Origin of the sequence: Sinomonas sp. R1AF57, from assembly GCF_002224485.1 — a bacterium.
In the GTDB taxonomy this organism is placed as follows: domain Bacteria; phylum Actinomycetota; class Actinomycetes; order Actinomycetales; family Micrococcaceae; genus Sinomonas; species Sinomonas flava.
The window spans coordinates 2,812,965-2,831,243 of sequence record NZ_CP022463.1; the positions used below are offsets into that span (position 1 = coordinate 2,812,965).

Sequence of the window (18,279 nt, forward strand, 5' to 3'; positions counted from 1 at the left end):
CCGTGAACCTGGACCCTGTGCTCAAGGCGCTTGCCGCCGCGCTCGCCGGCGAAGGGCCTGCTGTGGAGTTCGGCCCCTCGGGCCGCCACGACCCGGCCGCGCACGACGCCGCGTGGCGGCTCTGGCGCCCCACGGAGGCCGCCGCCGACCTCCCCGAGGGGACGGCCGTCGTCGTGCGCACCTCTGGCTCGACGGGGGCGCCGAAGGCGACGGCCCTGACCGTCGACGCGCTCGCGGCCTCCTCGATGGCCACGGCGATCCGGCTCAGGGGCGAGGGGCAGTGGCTCGTCGCGCTTCCCCTCGAGTACGTGGCGGGGGTCCAGGTGCTCGTGCGGTCGCTGTTCGCCGGGACCCGGCCGTGGGCCATGGACCTCACCGGCGGATTCAGACCCGAGGCGTTCGCGGAGGCCGCGGAGGGCCTCACCGACCCGATCCGCTACACCTCGCTCGTCCCGACGCAGCTCCGCCGACTGCTCGAGGACGGCACGCCGCGTATCCTCGCCGCCCTGCGCCGTTTCAACGCGGTCCTGCTCGGGGGCGCGGCCATCCCGCCGGGGCTCCTGGACACGGCGCGCGAGGCCGGCGTACGGGTCGTGACGACGTACGGCTCGGCGGAGACCTGCGGCGGCTGCGTGTACGACGGCGAGCCGCTCGAGGGCGTCGAGGTCCAGCTCGTCGACGGGCGCGTGTGGCTCGGAGGAGCGGTCGTGGCGGCCGGGTACGTAGGCGACCCGGAGCGCACGGCGGAGCACTTCCGGACCGACGACGACGGCACGCGCTGGTACGTGAGCTCGGACCTGGGCGAGGTGGACGGGCAGGGCCGCCTCCACATCCTGGGCCGCGCGGACGACGTCGTGATCACCGGCGGCGTCAAGGCCTCCGCCGCGCGCGTGGCGGCCGAGCTCGAGGCGCTCGACGCCGTGCGCGAGGCCTTCGTCGCAGGGGTGGACGACGCCGAGTGGGGCCAGGCGCTCGCCGCGGCGGTCGTGCTCCAGCCGGGCGAGGAGGGTGCGCCCGAGGCGGCCCTCGAGGCGGTGCGGGGCGCCGCCGTCGTACGTCTGGGGCGGCTCGCGCCGAAGACGTGGCTCGTGCTCGCCGAGATCCCGCTCCTGCCCAACGGCAAGCCGGACCGGCAGGCCATCGCCGAGCTCCTCCGGGCGGAGCACCGGGCATGAGGCGCGCCTCCGCCCCCGCACCCATCAACGACCAACTGCAGAGGATTCAACCCGTGGCAACACTCGCCCAATGGATCGCCGGGTCCCGGCCGCGCACGCTGCCGATGGCGGTCGCGCCCGTCGTGATCGGCAGTGCGGCCGCCTTCGGCCTGGGCGAGTTCAAGCCGGTGAACGCCGTCCTCGCCGCGCTCGTTGCGCTCCTGCTGCAGGTCGGCGTCAACTACGCCAACGACTACTCCGACGGGATCCGCGGCACCGACGACAACCGTGTGGGCCCCTTCCGGCTCACCGGGTCGAAGGCCGCTGAGCCGGCACAGGTCAAGCGCGCGGCGTTCATCGCGTTCGGTGCGGCGATGGTCTTCGGGCTGGTCCTCGTGGTCCTGTCCCAGACGTGGTGGCTCCTGCTCGTGGGCCTCGGCTGCGTCGCGGCGGCCTGGGGGTACACGGGCGGGAAGAACCCGTACGGCTACCTCGGCCTGGGCGACGTGTTCGTGTTCGTGTTCTTCGGCCTCGTCGCGACGCTCGGCACCACGTACACGCAGGCGCTGACCCTCAGCCCGTCCGCGTGGATCGGTGCGTTCGGCACGGGGCTCATCGCGGACGCCCTGCTCATGGCCAACAACGTCCGGGACATCCCCACGGACCGGGTTTCCGGCAAGCGCACCCTCGCGGTGCGCCTGGGCGACTACCGGTCCCGGCGGGCGTACGTCGGGATGCTCGGCGTGGCGGTGCTGTCCTCCCTCCTGCTCGTGCCGTGGAACCCGTGGATGCTCATGGTCCTTCTGCTGGTCCCGGCCTGCCTCACTCCCGCGTGGCTGATGCTCGGCGGCAAGAAGGGGCCGCGCCTCATCCCGGTCCTCCAGCAGACGGGCTTCATCAACCTCGGCTACGCCGCGCTGTTCTCCCTCGCGATCGTCCTGGGGACGGTCTTCTAGCCTGTTCCAGCGAGAACTGTCGTAGCCCTGTTCTAGCCTTTGGTCATGGATGGGGAACGCAGGTTCGAGGTATCGGGGAGGGCTTCATCGGGCCGGCCGTGGTGGCTCGAGCTCGAGCTCGCCGACACCCGCGAGTCGGAGGCCGCGTGGGCCAGCGCCGACGCTTCCACACCGCCGGAACCAGAGCCTTGGATGCTCCAGGAGTGGCAACTGCTCGACGATCCCCGGAGCCGACGGGTCAGAGCGCCGAGCCTCGACGAGTCACTCGTCGACCTCGTCGCAGAGGAGTGTGGCGACGGCGGTGACGACTGCGATAGCAGCGGCGGCACGGACGGCTTTCCGCTCCCGCCTCCTGAGGCAGTTGTCGTGGGACTGCAGGACGAGGCTGCCGATCTCCTGGTCGCCCGCATCGAGCGGCTGGACCGCGAGGAGTCGGCGCTCTCGGCCCAACGCGCCGCGACCTTGGCCGCCCTCGTCCAATGCCTCGGCGGCACCTCAGAGGACCCCTTCCGTCGGCTCGACGCACCCACACTCGCCAGCGGCGAGGTCTCCGCGGCGCTCCGGGTCTCCGCCCGCTCAGCCAAGGCCATGGTCCACGAGGCCCTCGAATTGACGCGCGGCGCCTGGGCACCGGTCTTGGAAGCCATGTCCGCCGGGCGCATCCCGCACCGTCGTGTCCGTGCGATCCTCGACGCCGCCGTGCCGGTTCCCGCGCAGAACCTCGCCGCTTTCGCCGCCGAGGCGGCGGCCGTTGCCGGCCCCTCCCGCCCCGACGGGACTCTGGACACGGACAGCGTGCCGAGCCCCGGAGCATTGGGCAGGCGTCTGCGCCGGCTCGCCGAGAAGCACGCCGCTGAGCCCCTCGCTGCCCGGAAGGCCGCGGCGCTGGAGCGCCGCAAGGTGGACATCGAGCCGGCCGGAGACGGCATGTGCTGGCTCACCGCCTATCTACCCCTTGAGACTGCTGCCGCCATCGACACCCGTCTCGAGGCCATCGCCGGCTCGCTCGCCTCGCCATGTGAAGCCCGAACCCTCGCCCAGCGCCGGGCCGACGCCTTCGCCGAGCTCCTCGCCGAAGGAGTGCCGAAGAGCGGCTCCGCAGGCGGCACGCGCACCGAGGTGATCGTGACCATCCCGGCGCGCGTACTCGGGGGTGCCGTCACAACGACGGGATGCACCGACGGTGGAGTCCGGGAGGCGAGGGGGCGCGGAGAACACGCTCGCGACGACGTCGCAGAGGTCCTCGGCTACGGGGACATCGATGCCGACGCCGCCCGGCTCCTCGCCGCCCACGCCTCGACCTGGACGTGCATGTGGGTCGATCCGGCCAGCGGCGCGCCGCTCGCCGTAGGGCGTCGACGGTACGCGCCGACAGCAGCGATGCGTCGCTTCCTGGGCGCACGAGACTGCACGTGCCGCTTCCCCGGCTGCGACAAGCCCGGGGCTGCCGCCGAGGCGGACCACACGCGCGATTGGTCCACGGGCGGTCCGACGAGCACAGACAATCTCGCCCTGCTCTGTCCGGAACATCACCGGCTCAAGACGCTCGGATACTGGAGAGCGAAACAGGTCGGCCGGGCCGGAGAGCCGCGACGGGACCCCGCGACGACGGCGGCGGGCATGGGCTCCGGTTCGGGCTCCGGCTCCGGTTCCGGCGGCGCTGCCGCAGCCACCCGAGAGGCGCGGGGTGGGCCCCCGGGGACGATCGAGTGGACGTCGCCCACGGGTCGGCGCTACCTCACCCGCCCCGAGGCGGATCCGCCGCTGCCCTTCTAGCGGGGCCCCTGCCCGTCGTTGCCGTCGTCCGTGCGCGGCTGCCTGCGCTCCGAGGTGTCCGAAGACGGGCCGTCGTGGCCGCGCGTCTGCGGACCCGGTTCCTGGGCGCGCAGCGCCTCATCGGCGGCGTCCTCCGCCGCCGCGTCCTCCACTTCGCGCTTCGTACGGGCCTGCTTCCGGCCGCCGAACACGTCACGCACCTCGGCGGCTGCCGCGTCGCGCTGCTTGTAGAGGAACAGGTAGTTGATCCCGAACGCAATCAGGACGGCGAACACCGCCGAGAAGATGGGACCGACCCCCAAGGCCATGCACACAGCGAACGGGACGACGAACAGGACGGTGCGGATCAGGAAGTACTTGAGGGATGCCACTGGACGAGCTTACTAAAATGGCCATATGCTCCGCGTTCTCCCCTACCTCCTGGTCTTGGTCTTCTGGCTCTACGGCATGGTGGACTGCGCGCTGAGCGACCGCCGCCAGGTCCGCGGCGGCCTGTCGAAGACCACGTGGTTCCTCATCTCGGTCCTTCCGGTGGTCGGCATCGTCCTGTGGTTCTTGCTGGGCCGGCCCCGCGGCACGACTCCGCCCCGCGCGGACAAGGGACAGGGCCGCCGCCCGGTTGCTCCGGACGACGACCCCGACTTCCTGCGCGGCCTCTGAGGCTCCCGGCACGCGTTCCGGCAGCCCCGATCAGGGCCTGACGACGCTCAGGGCGTGACGCCGCCGTAGGAGTGCAGGCCTGAGAAGTACACGTTCACGATCGTGAAATTGAAGATCACGCACAGGTACCCCACGATCGAGAGCCACGCGGCGCGGGCGCCGGTCCAGCCTCGGGTCGCGCGGGCGTGCAGGTAGGCGGCGTAGACCACCCAGATCACGAAGCTCCACACTTCCTTGGTGTCCCAGCCCCAGAAGCGGCCCCAGGCCTTCTCGGCCCAGATGGCACCGAACATGACGGTCAGGGTCCAGCCGACGAACGCGATCGTGTTGATGCGGTAGGCAAGCGTCTCTAGCGTGAGCGCGCTCGGGACGAGGCGCATGAACCCTCCGCGGTCGGGCTCCCCTGCGACGATCTTCGCCTCACGCCGGCCCTGGATCAGCTGCAGGACACCCATCGAGAAGGTCAGCGTGAAGAGCGCGGACGAGAGGACCGCGATCGAGACGTGGATGACGAGCCAGTAGCTCTGCAGTGCCGGGACGAGGTGCCCCACGGGAACGAAGAAGGCCACCGAGGCGGCGACCATCATGACCACCGCGAGACCGAGCACGAACGTGCCGAGGAACCGCAGGTCGCGGCGGATGAGCACGGCGAGGAAGACCGCGACGACGATGAACGCGCCGGTCGTGCAGAACTCGTACATGTTGCCCCACGGGACACGCCCTGCAGCAACGCCACGGGTCAGGACTCCGGCCGCGTGGATCGCGAGGCCGAGGGCGCTCAGCGCGACGCCCACGCGGGCGGCCTTCCGCCGGTCGCGGTACTTCAGGTCGGACTCGGCGACCTCGGCGGTCGCTCCGGTCCGGGCGCCCTGCCCGCCACTCGCGGCCGGTGCGGACGACGCCGCACTGTCACCGGCGGCGTCGACCGCTCCGGCGGACCCTGCGGCCCCGACGGCCGCAAGCGAGCGCTGCTTGCCAGCCTGGGCCGAGGCCGCAGAATCCTTGGCGTCCGCGAGCAGGGCGGCGTCGCGCTGGGCGACGCGTCCGCTCGTGGCCATGTCCCACGCGAAGGCGAGGAACGCAACCGTGTACGTTCCCGCCGCGAGCAGCATGAACAGCTCGCTGTACGCACCCAATGACTGGTTGATCGTGGAGAGCATCAGACGTCCTTCGCAGTGCTGGTCGAGTCGGGGCTGGTCGAGTCGGGGCTGGTCGAGTGGGAGCCGGTCGAATCCGGGCTGGTCGATCCGGGGGTGGAGGCACCGGCGTTCCTGTCTGGCGGCGCCTCGGCGGAGACGCCCCACGCTTCGGCGAGCGCGGCCTTCACGGCGGCACCCTCCGCCGCGAGGCCGCCACGGTCCTCCCCACGGGTGAGGAGACCGTACTCCACCATGGTGCGCCCATCCTCGTGCTGGCCCGCACGCACCCAGAGGCGGCGGCGTGAGAGGAACAGGGAGCCGATGAGCCCGGCAAGGGAGAACAGCGCGAAGCCGAGCGCCCACTCCTGCCCGGGATTGTGGTGGATGTCGAGCGCCACGTAGCGCTTGAGGCCGTCGAAGCTGATGGAGCCCTGACCGTCCGGAAGCGTGTACGTCTGGCCGGCGCCGAGCACGATGCCGCCCGCCGGCTTGTCACGGCCGTTGACCTGGGTGAGCTTGGCGACGTCGAGGGCGTAGACGTTCTGCGGCTTGCCCTTGTCCAGGCCGAGGTCCCCCACGTAGGAGTTGAGGTTGAGCTGGACGTTGAGCGGATCCGGGTCTGCACTGAACGCCACGCCGTTCTCGCCCATCTGGGACGTGGGCAGGAAGAAGCCGACGAATCCGAGCTGGGTCGGCTTCGCGTCCGGCGCCTTGACCACGATGGTCGAGGTGTAGACCGCGTCGGTGGGGATCGAGGGCACTGGGCCCTGGAAGGCGATCTGCCCGTCGCCGCCGCGGACCGTGACGACCGGAGCGTAGCCGTTCCCGACGAGGTACACGTTGGTCCCGCCGATCGAGACGGGATCGTTGACCTTGAGGACGCGTTCCTCCGAGGGCGCGTCAGGCGAGTCCTTCGTGGTGACCCTCGCCGTGAAGTCGAGCGGCTGGCCGAACTGCTTGACCGACTCGCGGTCGTAGCGGACCTCGAACTTGTCCAGCTGGAAGGAGTACGGCTGGAGCCAGCCCGACTGGAAGTTCGTGCCGGGGTTGAAGGTGTCGTAGCCGACGAGGGTGTTGACGAACGTCTCCCCCTCGACGAGGGTGCGCTGGCCGCTGTAGCCGAACAGGCCGCCGAGTGCCACCGAGACCAGCACCCCGACCAGGCCCGAGTGGAAGCAGAGGTTTCCGAGTTCCTTCAGGTACCCCTTCTCGGCCCCCACGGAGTAGAGCGCACGGTTCGGCAGGGCGCCGTCGGGCGTGCGGAGGTCCACGCGGTAGCCGCGCTTCTTCAGGAGCGCCGCGGCCTGCCCGGCGGCGTCGGCGGCGGTGAGGCCGCGGTCGGCGGGAACGACGAGCGTCCCGTACACAGGAAGTCGGGACAGCCGTGCGGGAGTGCGCGGGGGCTTGGAGCGCCACGCCTTCCAGTGGGCGATCGCCCGCGGGACAACGCACCCGATGAGGGAGATGAACAGCAGCAGGTAGACGGCCGAGAACCAGACCGACGAGTAGACGTCGAACATCTGCAGCGCGTCGAGGATCGGCCCGTAGTCCGCGTGGTCCTTGAGGTACTGGGTGACGACGGCGGGGTTGGCCGGCCGCTGGGGGAACAGGGAGCCCGGAACGGCGGCGACCGCGAGGAGGAGCAGCAGGAAGAGCGCGGTCTTCATGCTCGTCAGCTGCGTCCAGGCCCAGCGGAGCATCCCGACGACGCCGAGGGCCGGCAGCGCGACGTCGTCGCGCCGCGCCTGCTTCCCGCGGCCCTTCGCGCCCTTGGGGGTGTTGGTCTTTGTCTCGGTCATCAGACGGGCAGCTCCACGGTTCCGATCCAGATCTGCAGCTGGCTGATCCAGTGGCTCCACACGCCGGAGACCATGAGGACTCCGACGAGGATCAGCAGGCCGCCGCCGGTCGCCTGCAGCGCGCGACGGTGCTTCTTGAAGAAGGCCATGGCCCCGAGGCCTCGGCGGATGCCCAAGGCGATGAGCAGGAAGGGCACGCCCAGCCCGAGGCAGTAGACGAACGTCAGGAGCGCCCCCTTGTAAGCGCTCGCCCCGTCGGAGAATGCGAGCAGCTGCACGGCCGCGAGGGTCGGCCCGATGCACGGGACCCAGCCCAGGCCGAACGTGATGCCGAGCAGCGGCGCCCCCCAGAGCCCCGCCGGGGGCCGGGCGTGGACGCGGGCCTCGCGCTGGAAGATCCCGAGGCCGCCCATGAAGACGATGCCCATGATCACGACGACGATGCCCAGCACCCGCGTGAGCCAGCCCGAGGAGATCGCGAGCCACGATCCGAGCTGGCCGAAGACGGCGCCCGTGGCGACGAAGACCGCCGTGAAGCCGAGCACGAACAGGCCGATGCCCGCGACCATGCGCCCGCGGCGCTGCTTCGCGAGGTCGACGCCGGTCAGGCCGGTGACGTAGCCGAGGTATCCGGGCACGAGCGGGAGGACGCACGGGGAGAGGAACGAGACGAGCCCCGCGAGGAGCGCCACAGGGAGGGCGAGCAGGAGGGAGCCGTTGAGGACGGTGTCGCTGAAGACGCCGCCCACGCTACTCGCCCACCGCGGACGTCATGAGGGCCTTGAGCGTGCCCTTCTCGAGCTGCCCCAGCACGCGCGAGGCCACGCGGCCCTGCTTGTCGAGCACGAGGGTCGTGGGAACGGCGCCTGGGGGGACCATGCCGGAGAGCGCGAGGAGGACCTGGCCGTCCTTGTCGTTGAAGCTCGGATAGGTGATGCCGAAGTTCTGCTCGAATGCCTGCGCGGTGCCCTGCTCGTCGCGGAGGTTCACCCCGTAGAAGGCGACGCCCTGAGCGGCGAACTCGGTGTGGAGGTCCCTGAGCTCGGGGGCCTCGACGCGGCACGGCGCGCAGGCTGCGAACCAGAAGTTCAGGACCGTGACCTTCCCCGCGAAGTCGGCCGAGTTGACCTTGGTGCCGTCGTAAAGGGTCCCGGTGAACGCGACGGGCGGCTTGCGCGCCTCCTTCGCGTATTCGGTCACCGAGCCGTCGCCGGCTACGTAGTTCTTGTTGTCTCCTGCACGGGCCTGCGAGGCCAGCGGGTCGTCTGCGGCGCAGCCCGAGAGCACGGCTGCGAGCCCGAGCGCGGTCGCCGCTCCTGCTGCGGAGAGGATCCGCCGGCGCGAGAGGCCGTTCGAGGTTCCGGGGACGGGGGTCTGCTGGGTCATGCTCTTCGTTCTTCCGCGCATCATGCGCCGGGGGTCGAGGCTGCTCCGGGGAGGAGCCGGGCGGCGGGTTCGGAGTAGCGGACGCGGATGACGGCGCCGGTGTCCGCGTCGATGTCGAGGGAAGTGACCGAGGTCAGGGTGCACTCGCGGCGGCGGGGATCGTGGGCGAGCCTGCGGCCCTCGGCCTTCAGCCGGGCCGCCCAGATGGGCAGCTGGTGCGCGACGAGGATCGCCTCGGCGCCGTCTCCCCCGCGTTCGACGGCGACGCGCGCCGCGTCCGCGACGGCCTCGAGCACGCGGGACGCCTGCTCCTCGTAGGGTTCGCCCCAGGAGGGCCGGAGCGGGTTGACGAGGTAGCGCCAGTGCCGCGGCCGCAGGAGCTCGCCCTTGGTGACCCGCAGGCCCTCGAAGTGGTTCTCGGCCTCGATGATGCGCGGCTCCGTCTCCACCTCGAGTCCGAGCGCGGCCGCGGTGGGCGCCGCCGTCTCCTGGGCACGGGTCAGGGGCGACGCCGCGAGCAGGACGAACCGCGCGCCGTCGTGCGCCTGCTGCGCGAAGTGCTCGGCGAGGCACTCGGCCATCTCCCGGCCGAGCGCGGACAGGTGGAAGTCCGGCAGTCGGCCGTAGAGCACCCGGGCGGGGTTGTGAACCTCGCCGTGGCGCAGAAGATGGACGGTGGAGGTGGGCATGACATCCAGTTTCTCAAAGGTTGCGGGCGGCAGCGAAATCGCCGGCTCGGCCCGCGCAGCCAGTTCTACGGAAGGTAGAACTATCACGCGTACCCGAGAGTTCCCTGCATGAACCGCATCACACCCCTTGTGCTTATATGCAAATGCATGCTTTGATGGATACATCGTTTAGTTGACGCTTCAATCAACCTCAAGGAGATGAGCCCCGTGACGCTGCCCCACGGCCTGACCACCGGAACCTGGAACCTCGACGCCTCGCACAGCGAGATCGGCTTCACCGTCCGCCACGCGGGCATCAGCAAGGTCCGCGGCCGCTTCGCGGACGCGACGGCGACCGTCGAGGTCGGGCACTCGCTCGCCGAGACCAAGGCCACCGCCTCCATCAAGACCGCCTCGTTCGACTCCGGCGACGCCAACCGCGACGCCCATGTCAAGGGCCCCGACTTCTTCGACGTCGAGCAGTTCCCCGAGATCACCTTCACCGCGACCTCGATCGAGGCGAACGGCGACGAGTTCGACGTGACCGGCGACCTCACGATCAAGGGCACCACCAAGCAGGTCACCATCGAGACCGAGTTCAACGGCGTGGCCGTCGACCCGTTCGGCAACACCCGCGCCGGCGTCTCCGGCGAGACGACCATCTCCCGCAAGGAGTTCGGCCTGACCTGGAACGCTGTGCTCGAGACCGGCGGTGTCCTGGTCTCCGACAAGGTCGTCATCTCCCTCGACCTCGCGTTCGTCGCCGCCCAGGCGTGACCCCTTCCGTCCCGGCCTCCGGGCCGAGACGGCCGGCCCCGCTCCCGTTGAGGGAGCGGGGCCTTTCCATGTGGGCGACGGCCTCTAGTACGCATGCCCACGCGGGGATACAGTGACCGCCATGAGCACCCCGTATGAGCAGCCGGCCTCGGACAGCCCAGAGGGCCAGAACCCGCAGGGCCCGAACCCCTACGGCCAGAACCCGCAGGGCCCGAACCCCTACGGCCAGAACCCGCAGGGCCCGAACCCCTACGGCCAGAACCCTCCTCCGCCGCCGCCACCCGGGACCGGTCCGTACGGGGGCGCTCCGGGGTACCAGCAGCCGGGGTACCAACAGCCGGGGTACGCGCCGCCGCCCGGGGGCCAGCAGCAACCGGGGGGCCAGCAGCCGGGAGGGTTCCGCTTCGAAATGCCAACAGACGCCCCGCGCAGCGTGCAGGACGTCATGCCTGTCGGGGGCTTCTCGGGCATCTTCACGACCAACGGGCTGCCGACAGAACTCAAGGTGTCCTACTGGATCTGGCTCATCGGCGGAGCGCTCGGCGTGGTCTTCGGCCTCTTCGGCATCCTCGCAGGGCTCGCGGCCCTCGCGCTGGCGGGCGCATTCGGTGCCCTCCTGCTCGTCCTGGTGCTCATCGGGCTCGTGCTCGCCGCGGCGCAGGTCATCCTCGCGATGAAGATGAAGGAGGGCCGGCAGTGGGCCCGCCTTGCCCTGTCCGGCGTCGCGGCCCTGAACCTGATCCTTGCGATCATGGCTTCCGGCGGCAACGGTGGGCCCAACTGGTTCGGGGCGCTCGTCTCGGTCACCGCCGCGGTCCTCATGTGGGTGCCCACTTCGCGCGCCTGGTTCGACGGCGTGGCGAGGCACGCCTGAGTCGCGGACGCGCCAGCGGCCAGAAGGTAGGCTGTGGTCAACGCGGCGGGGGCGCGCATCCGCTCCCGTCGGTCCTTCGATGATTGGACCCTCATGAGCACGCCCTCCGTCCCGCCCGGAAGCGAGCAGCCGGAGCGCCGGGAGACTGGCGACTCCGGTGGACAGCCCGCGGGCAATCCACCCGAGCAGGGCCCGGGCACAGCCGGCCGCCCCGCACCCCGCTACGGTCAATACGCTCCCGGGCACGAGGGCCAGCAGCCGCCGCAGTACGGCCAACCGCAGTTCGGACAGCAGCCGCCGCAGTACGGGCAGCCGCAGTACGGCCAACCGCAGTATGGGCAGCCCCCGTACGGCCAACCGCAGTACGGGCAGCAGCCACCCCAATACGGCCAAGGCCAGTACAGTCAGCCCGCGTATCCTCCGCCCTACGGCACCATGGCAGCTTTCGGCGCCCCGTCCCCAGAGCAGCAGCGGTCTGCCGTCCGGTCGGCGTCCGTGCTCATGTTCGCAACGGCGGCGGCGGAGCTCGTGATCGCCGTGATCGCCACCATCGTGGCTCTGGCGATCCCGGCCGACGCGCTTCGGGAGCTGTACGACCAGGCGAGCGGGTCGTCGTCGGGCATGTCCTTCGCGCAGTTCCGCCAGTTCATCAGCGGATTCGTCTGGTTCGCCCTCGCGTGCGTGGTCGTCAACGCCGCCGTGCTGGTCGTCTGCGGGATCTTCCTCCCGAAGGGGAGACGCTGGGCGCGCACCACCGGCACCATCTTCCTGTGCCTCACCATCGGCAGCGTCTTCTCGGGAGGCCTGTTCGCCCTCGTGACGATCGCGCTCGCGGTCGCGGCAATCGTGGCCCTGTTCCGGTCGCCGGTGACGGCGTTCCTCGCCGCGCAGAACCAGTTCGCCAACCCGTACTCGGGGCCCAAGGGCCCCTCCCTCGGAAACCCCTACGGACAGTGACGCCATGACCCAGCCCCACGGGAACCCGTACCCCTCCTCAGGCCAGCAGCCCCAGCCTCCGGCCTACCAGCCGATGCCCCCGCAGGGCTCGTACCAAGGACCGTGGCCGAGCCAGCTCCCGAGCGGTACCTTCCCGGGCATGCCCGTGGTCGGCCTGCAGCGGCCGGTCAGCCTGACCGTAGCGTTCTGGCTCATGGTGGCGTACGGGGTCCTGCCGCTCCTGAGCATCCCCTTCATCATCGAGTGGGCCGAGGCGTACATGCGGGACAGCATCGCGATGGCCGCTGCCCAGAGCGGCCGCAACGTCCCGCCGGGCTTCATGCAGCAGTTCACGTCGATGATGACGCCGATGGCGTGGGTCTCGGGGATCATCGGTGCGGGCATCGCCGTGCTGCTCGGTCTGGGGCTGCGCGCCGGAATGAACTGGGTGCGCATCCTGCTCACCGTGTGGGCCGGCCTCTCGCTGCTCAGCACCGTCGGCTCCTTCGCCCTCATGGCCGCCCTCGGCCTTCCCGCCCAGCTCATGTTCCCCCTCCCGGCGGGGGCCTACGCTGTCTCCTTCGCGACCGTTGCCCTCTTCCTCGCAGCGGTCGTCGTCTCGTGGCTGCCGTCCTCCAGCCGCTATGTCGCAGCCCGGCGCGCTGCCAAGCTCGGGGGCGGATACCTCCGCTGACCTGCCGCCTCACCAGCGCACGACGCCGGCCCACGCCTCAGCCGGGGCCCGGCACCCCAGGCGCGTGCCGCCGTCGTGCGTTCTCTGGGCGGGCTCTTCGGGCTGCGCCCAGATCGTGCTCCGTGGTCAGGCGGATTCCCCGCCCGGGTGGGCATCGTCGTCGTGCGCCGGTGCAGGCAGGCCGCTCTCACCGCCCGACTCCCCGCGCTGAGCGTGGTAGGCGAGGATCTGGAGCTCGGTGGCCATGTCCACCTTCCGCAGGGTCACGCCCTCAGGAACCTGCAGGATGGTCGGGGCAAAGCTGAGGATGCTGCGGACGCCGGCGGCGACGACGCGGTCGCACACCGTCTGCGCGACCGACGCCGGCAGCGCGAGCACCGCCATGTTCGTGCGGGTCCGGTCGAAGATCGCCTCGAGGTTGGCGGCGTCGGAGACCCGCAGCCAGCCGACCTCGTTGCCGATGATCTGAGGATCGGTGTCCAGCAGCGCCACAACGTCGAACCCGCGGGTTCCGAACCCGCCGTAGCGGGCCAGCGCGCGACCCAGGTTGCCCGCGCCGACGATCGCGACCCGCCAGTGGCGCGTGAGGCCGAGAGCGGCCGAGATGTGCTCCTCGAGGTTCCCCACCTCGTAGCCGACGCCGCGCGTGCCGTAGGAGCCCAGCTGGGAGAGGTCCTTGCGGAGGGTCGCCGAGCTCACCCCGGAGGCGTCGGCGAGGGCGTCGGAGGACACTCGCTCGGTGCCGTCCGCGATGAAGGTGTTGAGGGCTCGCAGGTACACGGTGAGGCGGGCGACCACCGCAGGCGGGAGCCTCTTCCCGTCGGGCGCAGCGGCAGGCCCCTCGTTCCCCGTCCGGGCCCGTCCTGCCACCTGCACACCTCATTCCCCCGCGATTCCCTCGCGCGGAATCTTCCCTCACACGCGGCCGCTTCGGCGGCCCCATCCACTCTAGAACCGCCGCGAGGGCTCGGCCAAAAGCGCACGCGGCCCGCAGCGCCCCTGAGGCCTGCAGGGGCAAGCCCGTCACACGGCCCGCGCGGCCTCCACGATGCGGCGCAGGCGGGCCTCGTCGATGCGCCAGAAGTCGCGCTGGGTCCCGTCCACGAGGACCACGGGAACCTCCTCCGCGAAGCGGTCGTGGAGGGCGGCGTCGTCGTCGATGCTGCGCTCCTCCCAGGCAAGCCCCGCCTCGGAGGCGACGCGGGTGACGACGTCGCGCGCGTCGTCGCAGAGATGGCATTGGTGCTTCGTGACGAGGACGATCTCGGGCGTGCGCATGCGACCAACGGTAGCGCGCCGCCGCGCTGCGGGGCCCGTCGCTAGACTCGGACCATGCCCTTGGAGAGGAAGACGGCTGCCGGCGTGCGCGCAGCACAGCCCCACCGGCCGGGGGAGGCGGCGTTCTTCGACGTCGACAACACCCTCATGCGGGGCGCGAGCCTCTTCCACGTGGGGCGCAAGATGTACGAGCGGGGGGCCTTCACGTTCCGCGACGCCCTGGGCTTCGCGTGGAAGCAGGCGGCCTTCATCTTCCGCGGCGAGAGCCTGAAGGACATCCACTCGATCCAGGCCTCGGCGCTGTCCCTCGCCGCGGGGATTCTCAGCGACGACGTCAGGAGCCTCGGGCACGAGGTGTACGACGAGTTCATCGAGTCCCGCATCTGGCCCGGCACGAAGGCCCTGGCCGAGCAGCACCTCCGCATCGGCCGGCGGGTCTGGCTCGTCACCGCCACACCGATCGAGGTGGCCTCGGTCATCGCAGAGCGGCTCGGCCTGACCGGGGCGCTGGGAACGGTGGGCGAGATCGAGGGCGGAGCGTACACGGGCCGGCTGGTCGGCGAGATCCTGCACGGGTCGGCCAAGGCCGAGGCTGTCGCCGAGCTCGCCGAGCGGGAGGGGCTCGACCTGCGGAGCTGCTGGGCGTACTCCGACTCGCACAACGACATCCCGCTGCTGACCATGGTGGGGCATCCCGTGGCGATCAATCCCGACACGCGGCTGCGCATGCACGCCCATGCGCGCAACTGGCCCATCTACGACTTCCGCTCGGGACGGCAGGCCGCCACCCTCGGGCTCAAGCTCGCCACCGTCGGAGGGGCCGCGTACGGCCTCTGGCGCGGCTACGCCCGACTGCGCAGGTAGCGCAGCGTACGCACCGCGGGGACGGGGTGACCTCGGCGGCACACGGGGTGACCTCGGCGGCACACGGGGTGACCTCGGCGGGGACGCAGCGAGGCCCGCCCCCGGGCGGGGACGGGCCTCGTGTCACTGGCGCCCCCGGGCGGGGGCGGCGCGGCTACTTCTTGTTGCGGCGCTGGTGACGAGTCTTGCGGAGCAGCTTGCGGTGCTTCTTCTTGGCCATGCGCTTGCGGCGCTTCTTGATAACCGAACCCACGTAAGTTCCTTACAGTAGTTGTCCCGGCTGCTGGCCGGGCGCGCGCACAGGGCGGCTTCAACCAACTGCTGGTGACGTGACGTAAAACGTTCCTGAACAGAATACCGTACCCGTCAGGCGGTCTCGCTCCGGCCGTCGACCACGGCGTTCTTCAGGTACTGCTCGACGGCCGCCTCGGGCACCCGATAGGACCGCCCGAACCTCACCGCCGGCATCTCCCCGGAGTGGACCAGCCGGTACACCGTCATCTTGGACACGCGCATCATCTCGGCGACCTCAGCGACGGTGAGGAAACGCGAGGAAGAGAAATCCATCGCAGTCATGCAAATTACTCTAGTGGCTGGAGTGGCTCCTGTGAACGCGGCGCGTGCGGGCAGCTTCCGCGAGCCGCTCCAGGACCTCCCGGGTGACGTCCCACTCCATGCACTTGTCGGTCACGCTCTGGCCGTAGACCAGCTGTGTGCGGCCGGCCGCGTGCTCGACGACGTCGAGCGCCTGGGCTCCGCCGACGAGGAAGCTCTCGAGCATGACGCCGGCCACCGCCTCGGCCGCGTCGCCCCCGTTCGCAAGCTGGGCGCCGATCTCGAGGGCCACCTCGGCCTGGCGGTGGTGGTCCTTGCCGCTGTTGGCGTGGCTCGCGTCCACGATGAGTCGGGGGTTCAGGCCCTTGCCGGCCATCGCCGTGGAGGCGGCCCGGACCTGGTGGGGCGAGTAGTTCGGGCCGTCGGATCCCCCGCGGAGGATCACGTGGGTGTCGGCGTTGCCGGCCGTCGAGACGAGCGACGCGCGCCCGGCGTCGTCGATCCCCAGGAACGCCTGAGGCGCGGAGGCGGCGCCGCACGCGTCGATCGCCACCTGGAGGCCGCCGTCAGTCCCGTTCTTGAAGCCGACCGGCATGGACAGGCCGGAGACGAGCTGCCGGTGGATCTGGCTCTCGGTGGTGCGGGCGCCGACCGCGCCCCACACGATGGCGTCTGCGGTGTACTGCGGGCTGATGGGCTCGAGGAACTCCGTCGCGGTGGGCAGGCCCAGCTCGAGCACGCCGAGGAGGAACTCCCGCGCGGCGCGGAGCCCGGCGGCGATGTCGTGGCTGCCGTCGAGGTGCGGGTCGTTGATGAGGCCCTTCCAGCCCACCGTGGTCCGCGGCTTCTCGAAGTAGGTCCGCATGACGACGAGGATGTCCTCGCGAAGGTCGCGGGCGACGGCGGCGAGTCGCCGCGCGTAGTCGAGGCCCGCCTCGGGGTCGTGGATGGAGCAGGGGCCCACGATCACCAGGAGGCGGTCGTCGAGGCCGTCCATGATGGCCCTCACCTCGTCGCGGCCGCGGGCCACGGTGCGCTGCGCCTCCCCGGCGAGCGGCAGCTCGGCCAGGAGCTCACCCGGGGTGGGGAGCGGGGTGAACTCGGCGACGCGGAGGTTGTTGGTCGTCGAGGAGACGACGCCGGCTGCCGGGGCTGCTGTTGCGGTGAGCGGGTTCATGGGGTCCTGTCCTTGTCTGTGACAGGCCCCGAAGGACCAGAGCCTGCCGCTGGAATGGCAAAGGGCAAGGACCGTGAGGTCCCTGCCCTGTTGGCTCTGGAGTCGGTACGCGAAATCCTACGCTTGGCCCTCCAGAGCCAACGCAAAATACGCATACCAACGCTTGATCATGCGCTCACCATAGCGGGCGCCGCGTCCGCAGCGCAAACGTGCGCCCGCATGGTGGACAGCTGACCCGCCGATCAGATGAGGCCCTGGGCGAGCATTGCCTTGGCCACCTTGACGAAGCCGGCGATGTTGGCGCCCAGCACGTAGTTCCCGGGCTGCCCGTATTCCTCCGCCGTCGCGGCGCAGCGGTCGTGGATGCCGACCATGATCTCGCTGAGCCGCTCCTCGGTGTGCTCGAAGGTCCACGAGTCGCGGCTCGCGTTCTGCTGCATCTCGAGGGCCGACGTCGCGACCCCGCCCGCGTTCGCCGCCTTCCCGGGACCGAACAGGACGCCGGCCTTCTGGAACACCGCCACCGCCTCGGGAGTCGACGGCATGTTCGCACCCTCGGCCACCACCTTCACCCCGGCCTTGACGAGACGGACTGCGGCAGCCTCGCCGAGCTCGTTCTGGGTCGCACAGGGAAGCGCCACCTCGGCGTCGACGTCCCAGACGCTTCCGCCCTCCACGTAGGCCACAGCCGAGCCGCGGCGGAGGGCGTAATCCTTGAGCCGCCCACGCTCGACTTCCTTGATCTGCCGGAGGAGGTCGAGGTCGATTCCGTCCTCGTCCACCACATAGCCGGACGAGTCCGAGCACGCCACGACCTGCGCTCCGAGCTGCTGGGCCTTCGCGATCGCGTAGATCGCGACGTTGCCGGACCCGGACACGACGACGCGACGGCCCTCGATGCTGCGCCCGCGGGTCTTGGCCATCTCGTTCGCGAACAGCACGGTGCCGTAGCCGGTCGCCTCGGGGCGGACGAGGGATCCGCCCCAGGAGAGCCCCTTGCCCGTGAGCACGCCGGACTCGTAACGGTTGGTGATCCGCTTGTACTGGCCGAACAGGTAGCCGATCTCGCGACCGCCCACCCCGATGTCCCCAGCGGGCACGTCCGTGTACTCGCCGATGTGGCGGTAGAGCTCCGTCATGAAGGACTGGCAGAACCGCATGACCTCCGCGTCGGACCGCCCGCGGGGGTCGAAGTCGGAGCCGCCCTTGCCGCCGCCGATCGGCATGCCGGTGAGGGCGTTCTTGAAGATCTGCTCGAAGCCGAGGAACTTGACGATGCCGAGGTACACCGAGGGGTGGAACCGGAGGCCGCCCTTGTAGGGACCGAGGGCGGAGTTGTACTCGACGCGGAAGCCGCGGTTGATCTGGACCTTGCCCGAGTCGTCGGTCCACGGCACGCGGAAGATGATCTGCCGTTCCGGCTCGCAGAGCCGCTCGAGCACCGCCGCCTCGACGAACTCCGGGTGCCGGTCCATCACTGGGCCGAGGCTCTCGAAGACCTCGTCCACGGCCTGGTGGAACTCGACCTCCCCTGGGTTGCGGGCCAGAACCTGGTCCCGGGCGGCAAGCAGCTTCGCGTGCATGGT

The 18,279-nt window shown here is 70.7% G+C and carries 21 protein-coding genes; 9 read left to right on the forward strand and 12 right to left on the reverse strand.

Going from position 1 to position 18,279, the window contains the following annotated elements; genetic code table 11:
• The first annotated feature begins 2 nt into the window (after positions 1 to 2).
• The 3 genes from CGQ25_RS12915 to CGQ25_RS12925 are packed head-to-tail and all read left to right on the forward strand — an operon-like array spanning position 3 to position 3,886.
• Entirely contained in the window at positions 3 to 1,175 is a 1,173-nt protein-coding gene (locus CGQ25_RS12915; protein ID WP_208710287.1) for an AMP-binding protein, read from the forward strand.
• A gap of 53 nt (positions 1,176 to 1,228) precedes the next feature.
• Positions 1,229 to 2,110: a 1,4-dihydroxy-2-naphthoate polyprenyltransferase gene (locus tag CGQ25_RS12920; protein ID WP_208710288.1), complete on the forward strand. Its 882-nt coding sequence runs from the start codon at positions 1,229 to 1,231 to the stop codon at positions 2,108 to 2,110.
• Between the two features lie 45 nt (positions 2,111 to 2,155).
• Positions 2,156 to 3,886, forward strand: coding sequence for an HNH endonuclease signature motif containing protein (locus CGQ25_RS12925; RefSeq protein ID WP_208710289.1), 1,731 nt, complete (start codon positions 2,156 to 2,158; stop codon positions 3,884 to 3,886).
• Here the strand turns inward: CGQ25_RS12925 and CGQ25_RS12930 are convergent.
• Complete coding sequence (locus tag CGQ25_RS12930; RefSeq protein ID WP_208710290.1) at positions 3,883 to 4,257, reverse strand: DUF4229 domain-containing protein; 375 nt, start codon at positions 4,255 to 4,257, stop codon at positions 3,883 to 3,885. The two genes, CGQ25_RS12925 and CGQ25_RS12930, sit on opposite strands and share 4 nt — an antisense overlap.
• Before the next feature lie 25 nt (positions 4,258 to 4,282).
• On the opposite strand from CGQ25_RS12930, the gene CGQ25_RS12935 reads away from it, so the two are divergent.
• On the forward strand, positions 4,283 to 4,546 hold the full coding sequence (locus CGQ25_RS12935; RefSeq protein ID WP_208710291.1) for a PLD nuclease N-terminal domain-containing protein: 264 nt from the start codon (positions 4,283 to 4,285) through the stop codon (positions 4,544 to 4,546).
• A 47-nt stretch (positions 4,547 to 4,593) separates the two neighbouring features.
• On the opposite strand, the gene ccsB is transcribed toward CGQ25_RS12935, so the two are convergent.
• Genes ccsB through CGQ25_RS12960 form a run of 5 tightly spaced genes read right to left on the reverse strand, consistent with a single transcriptional unit; the run spans position 4,594 to position 9,559 of the window.
• Positions 4,594 to 5,706: a c-type cytochrome biogenesis protein CcsB gene (gene ccsB, locus CGQ25_RS12940; RefSeq protein ID WP_208710292.1), complete on the reverse strand. Its 1,113-nt coding sequence runs from the start codon at positions 5,704 to 5,706 to the stop codon at positions 4,594 to 4,596.
• Entirely contained in the window at positions 5,706 to 7,484 is a 1,779-nt protein-coding gene (locus CGQ25_RS12945; RefSeq protein ID WP_208710293.1) for a cytochrome c biogenesis protein ResB, read from the reverse strand. The genes ccsB and CGQ25_RS12945 overlap by 1 nt, the downstream gene beginning before the upstream one ends.
• Positions 7,484 to 8,233, reverse strand: coding sequence for a cytochrome c biogenesis CcdA family protein (locus tag CGQ25_RS12950; RefSeq protein ID WP_208710294.1), 750 nt, complete (start codon positions 8,231 to 8,233; stop codon positions 7,484 to 7,486). Before CGQ25_RS12950 ends, CGQ25_RS12945 begins: the two co-directional genes overlap by 1 nt.
• 1 nt (position 8,234) lies before the next feature.
• Complete coding sequence (locus tag CGQ25_RS12955) at positions 8,235 to 8,870, reverse strand: TlpA disulfide reductase family protein (protein ID WP_208710295.1); 636 nt, start codon at positions 8,868 to 8,870, stop codon at positions 8,235 to 8,237.
• Between the two features lie 20 nt (positions 8,871 to 8,890).
• Positions 8,891 to 9,559 (reverse strand): histidine phosphatase family protein, encoded by a 669-nt coding sequence (locus CGQ25_RS12960; RefSeq protein WP_208710296.1) that lies wholly within the window; start codon positions 9,557 to 9,559, stop codon positions 8,891 to 8,893.
• A gap of 207 nt (positions 9,560 to 9,766) precedes the next feature.
• On the opposite strand from CGQ25_RS12960, the gene CGQ25_RS12965 reads away from it, so the two are divergent.
• The 4 genes from CGQ25_RS12965 (at position 9,767) to CGQ25_RS12980 (ending at position 12,819) form a co-directional block, all read left to right on the forward strand.
• A complete protein-coding gene (locus tag CGQ25_RS12965; RefSeq protein WP_208710297.1) occupies positions 9,767 to 10,315 on the forward strand; it encodes a YceI family protein in 549 nt (182 codons plus the stop codon).
• A gap of 121 nt (positions 10,316 to 10,436) precedes the next feature.
• Positions 10,437 to 11,189 (forward strand): hypothetical protein, encoded by a 753-nt coding sequence (locus CGQ25_RS18500; RefSeq protein ID WP_255405307.1) that lies wholly within the window; start codon positions 10,437 to 10,439, stop codon positions 11,187 to 11,189.
• Positions 11,190 to 11,624: 435 nt separating this feature from the next.
• On the forward strand, positions 11,625 to 12,146 hold the full coding sequence (locus tag CGQ25_RS12975; protein ID WP_208710298.1) for a hypothetical protein: 522 nt from the start codon (positions 11,625 to 11,627) through the stop codon (positions 12,144 to 12,146).
• Between the two features lie 4 nt (positions 12,147 to 12,150).
• On the forward strand, positions 12,151 to 12,819 hold the full coding sequence (locus CGQ25_RS12980) for a hypothetical protein (protein ID WP_208710299.1): 669 nt from the start codon (positions 12,151 to 12,153) through the stop codon (positions 12,817 to 12,819).
• 126 nt (positions 12,820 to 12,945) lie between these two features.
• Here CGQ25_RS12980 and CGQ25_RS12985 read toward each other — a convergent pair whose 3' ends face one another.
• Both CGQ25_RS12985 and CGQ25_RS12990 read right to left on the reverse strand, forming a co-directional pair.
• A complete protein-coding gene (locus tag CGQ25_RS12985; RefSeq protein ID WP_369802222.1) occupies positions 12,946 to 13,689 on the reverse strand; it encodes a redox-sensing transcriptional repressor Rex in 744 nt (247 codons plus the stop codon).
• 153 nt (positions 13,690 to 13,842) lie between these two features.
• The gene (locus CGQ25_RS12990) at positions 13,843 to 14,097 is read right to left on the reverse strand and encodes a glutaredoxin family protein (protein WP_208710301.1); all 255 of its coding nucleotides are present in this window, start codon (positions 14,095 to 14,097) and stop codon (positions 13,843 to 13,845) included.
• Positions 14,098 to 14,151: 54 nt separating this feature from the next.
• On the opposite strand from CGQ25_RS12990, the gene CGQ25_RS12995 reads away from it, so the two are divergent.
• Complete coding sequence (locus tag CGQ25_RS12995; RefSeq protein ID WP_208710302.1) at positions 14,152 to 14,961, forward strand: HAD family phosphatase; 810 nt, start codon at positions 14,152 to 14,154, stop codon at positions 14,959 to 14,961.
• Between the two features lie 154 nt (positions 14,962 to 15,115).
• Here the strand turns inward: CGQ25_RS12995 and CGQ25_RS13000 are convergent, their stop codons facing one another.
• The 4 genes from CGQ25_RS13000 to gdhA form a co-directional block, all read right to left on the reverse strand.
• Positions 15,116 to 15,214: a 30S ribosomal protein bS22 gene (locus tag CGQ25_RS13000; RefSeq protein WP_003792170.1), complete on the reverse strand. Its 99-nt coding sequence runs from the start codon at positions 15,212 to 15,214 to the stop codon at positions 15,116 to 15,118.
• A 113-nt stretch (positions 15,215 to 15,327) separates the two neighbouring features.
• The gene (locus CGQ25_RS13005) at positions 15,328 to 15,537 is read right to left on the reverse strand and encodes a helix-turn-helix domain-containing protein (protein WP_208710303.1); all 210 of its coding nucleotides are present in this window, start codon (positions 15,535 to 15,537) and stop codon (positions 15,328 to 15,330) included.
• 10 nt (positions 15,538 to 15,547) lie between these two features.
• Positions 15,548 to 16,693, reverse strand: a complete 1,146-nt coding sequence (locus CGQ25_RS13010; RefSeq protein WP_208710304.1) for a 3-deoxy-7-phosphoheptulonate synthase — start codon at positions 16,691 to 16,693, stop codon at positions 15,548 to 15,550.
• A 242-nt stretch (positions 16,694 to 16,935) separates the two neighbouring features.
• Complete coding sequence (gene gdhA / locus CGQ25_RS13015; RefSeq protein WP_208710305.1) at positions 16,936 to 18,276, reverse strand: NADP-specific glutamate dehydrogenase; 1,341 nt, start codon at positions 18,274 to 18,276, stop codon at positions 16,936 to 16,938.
• Positions 18,277 to 18,279 lie beyond the last annotated feature (3 nt).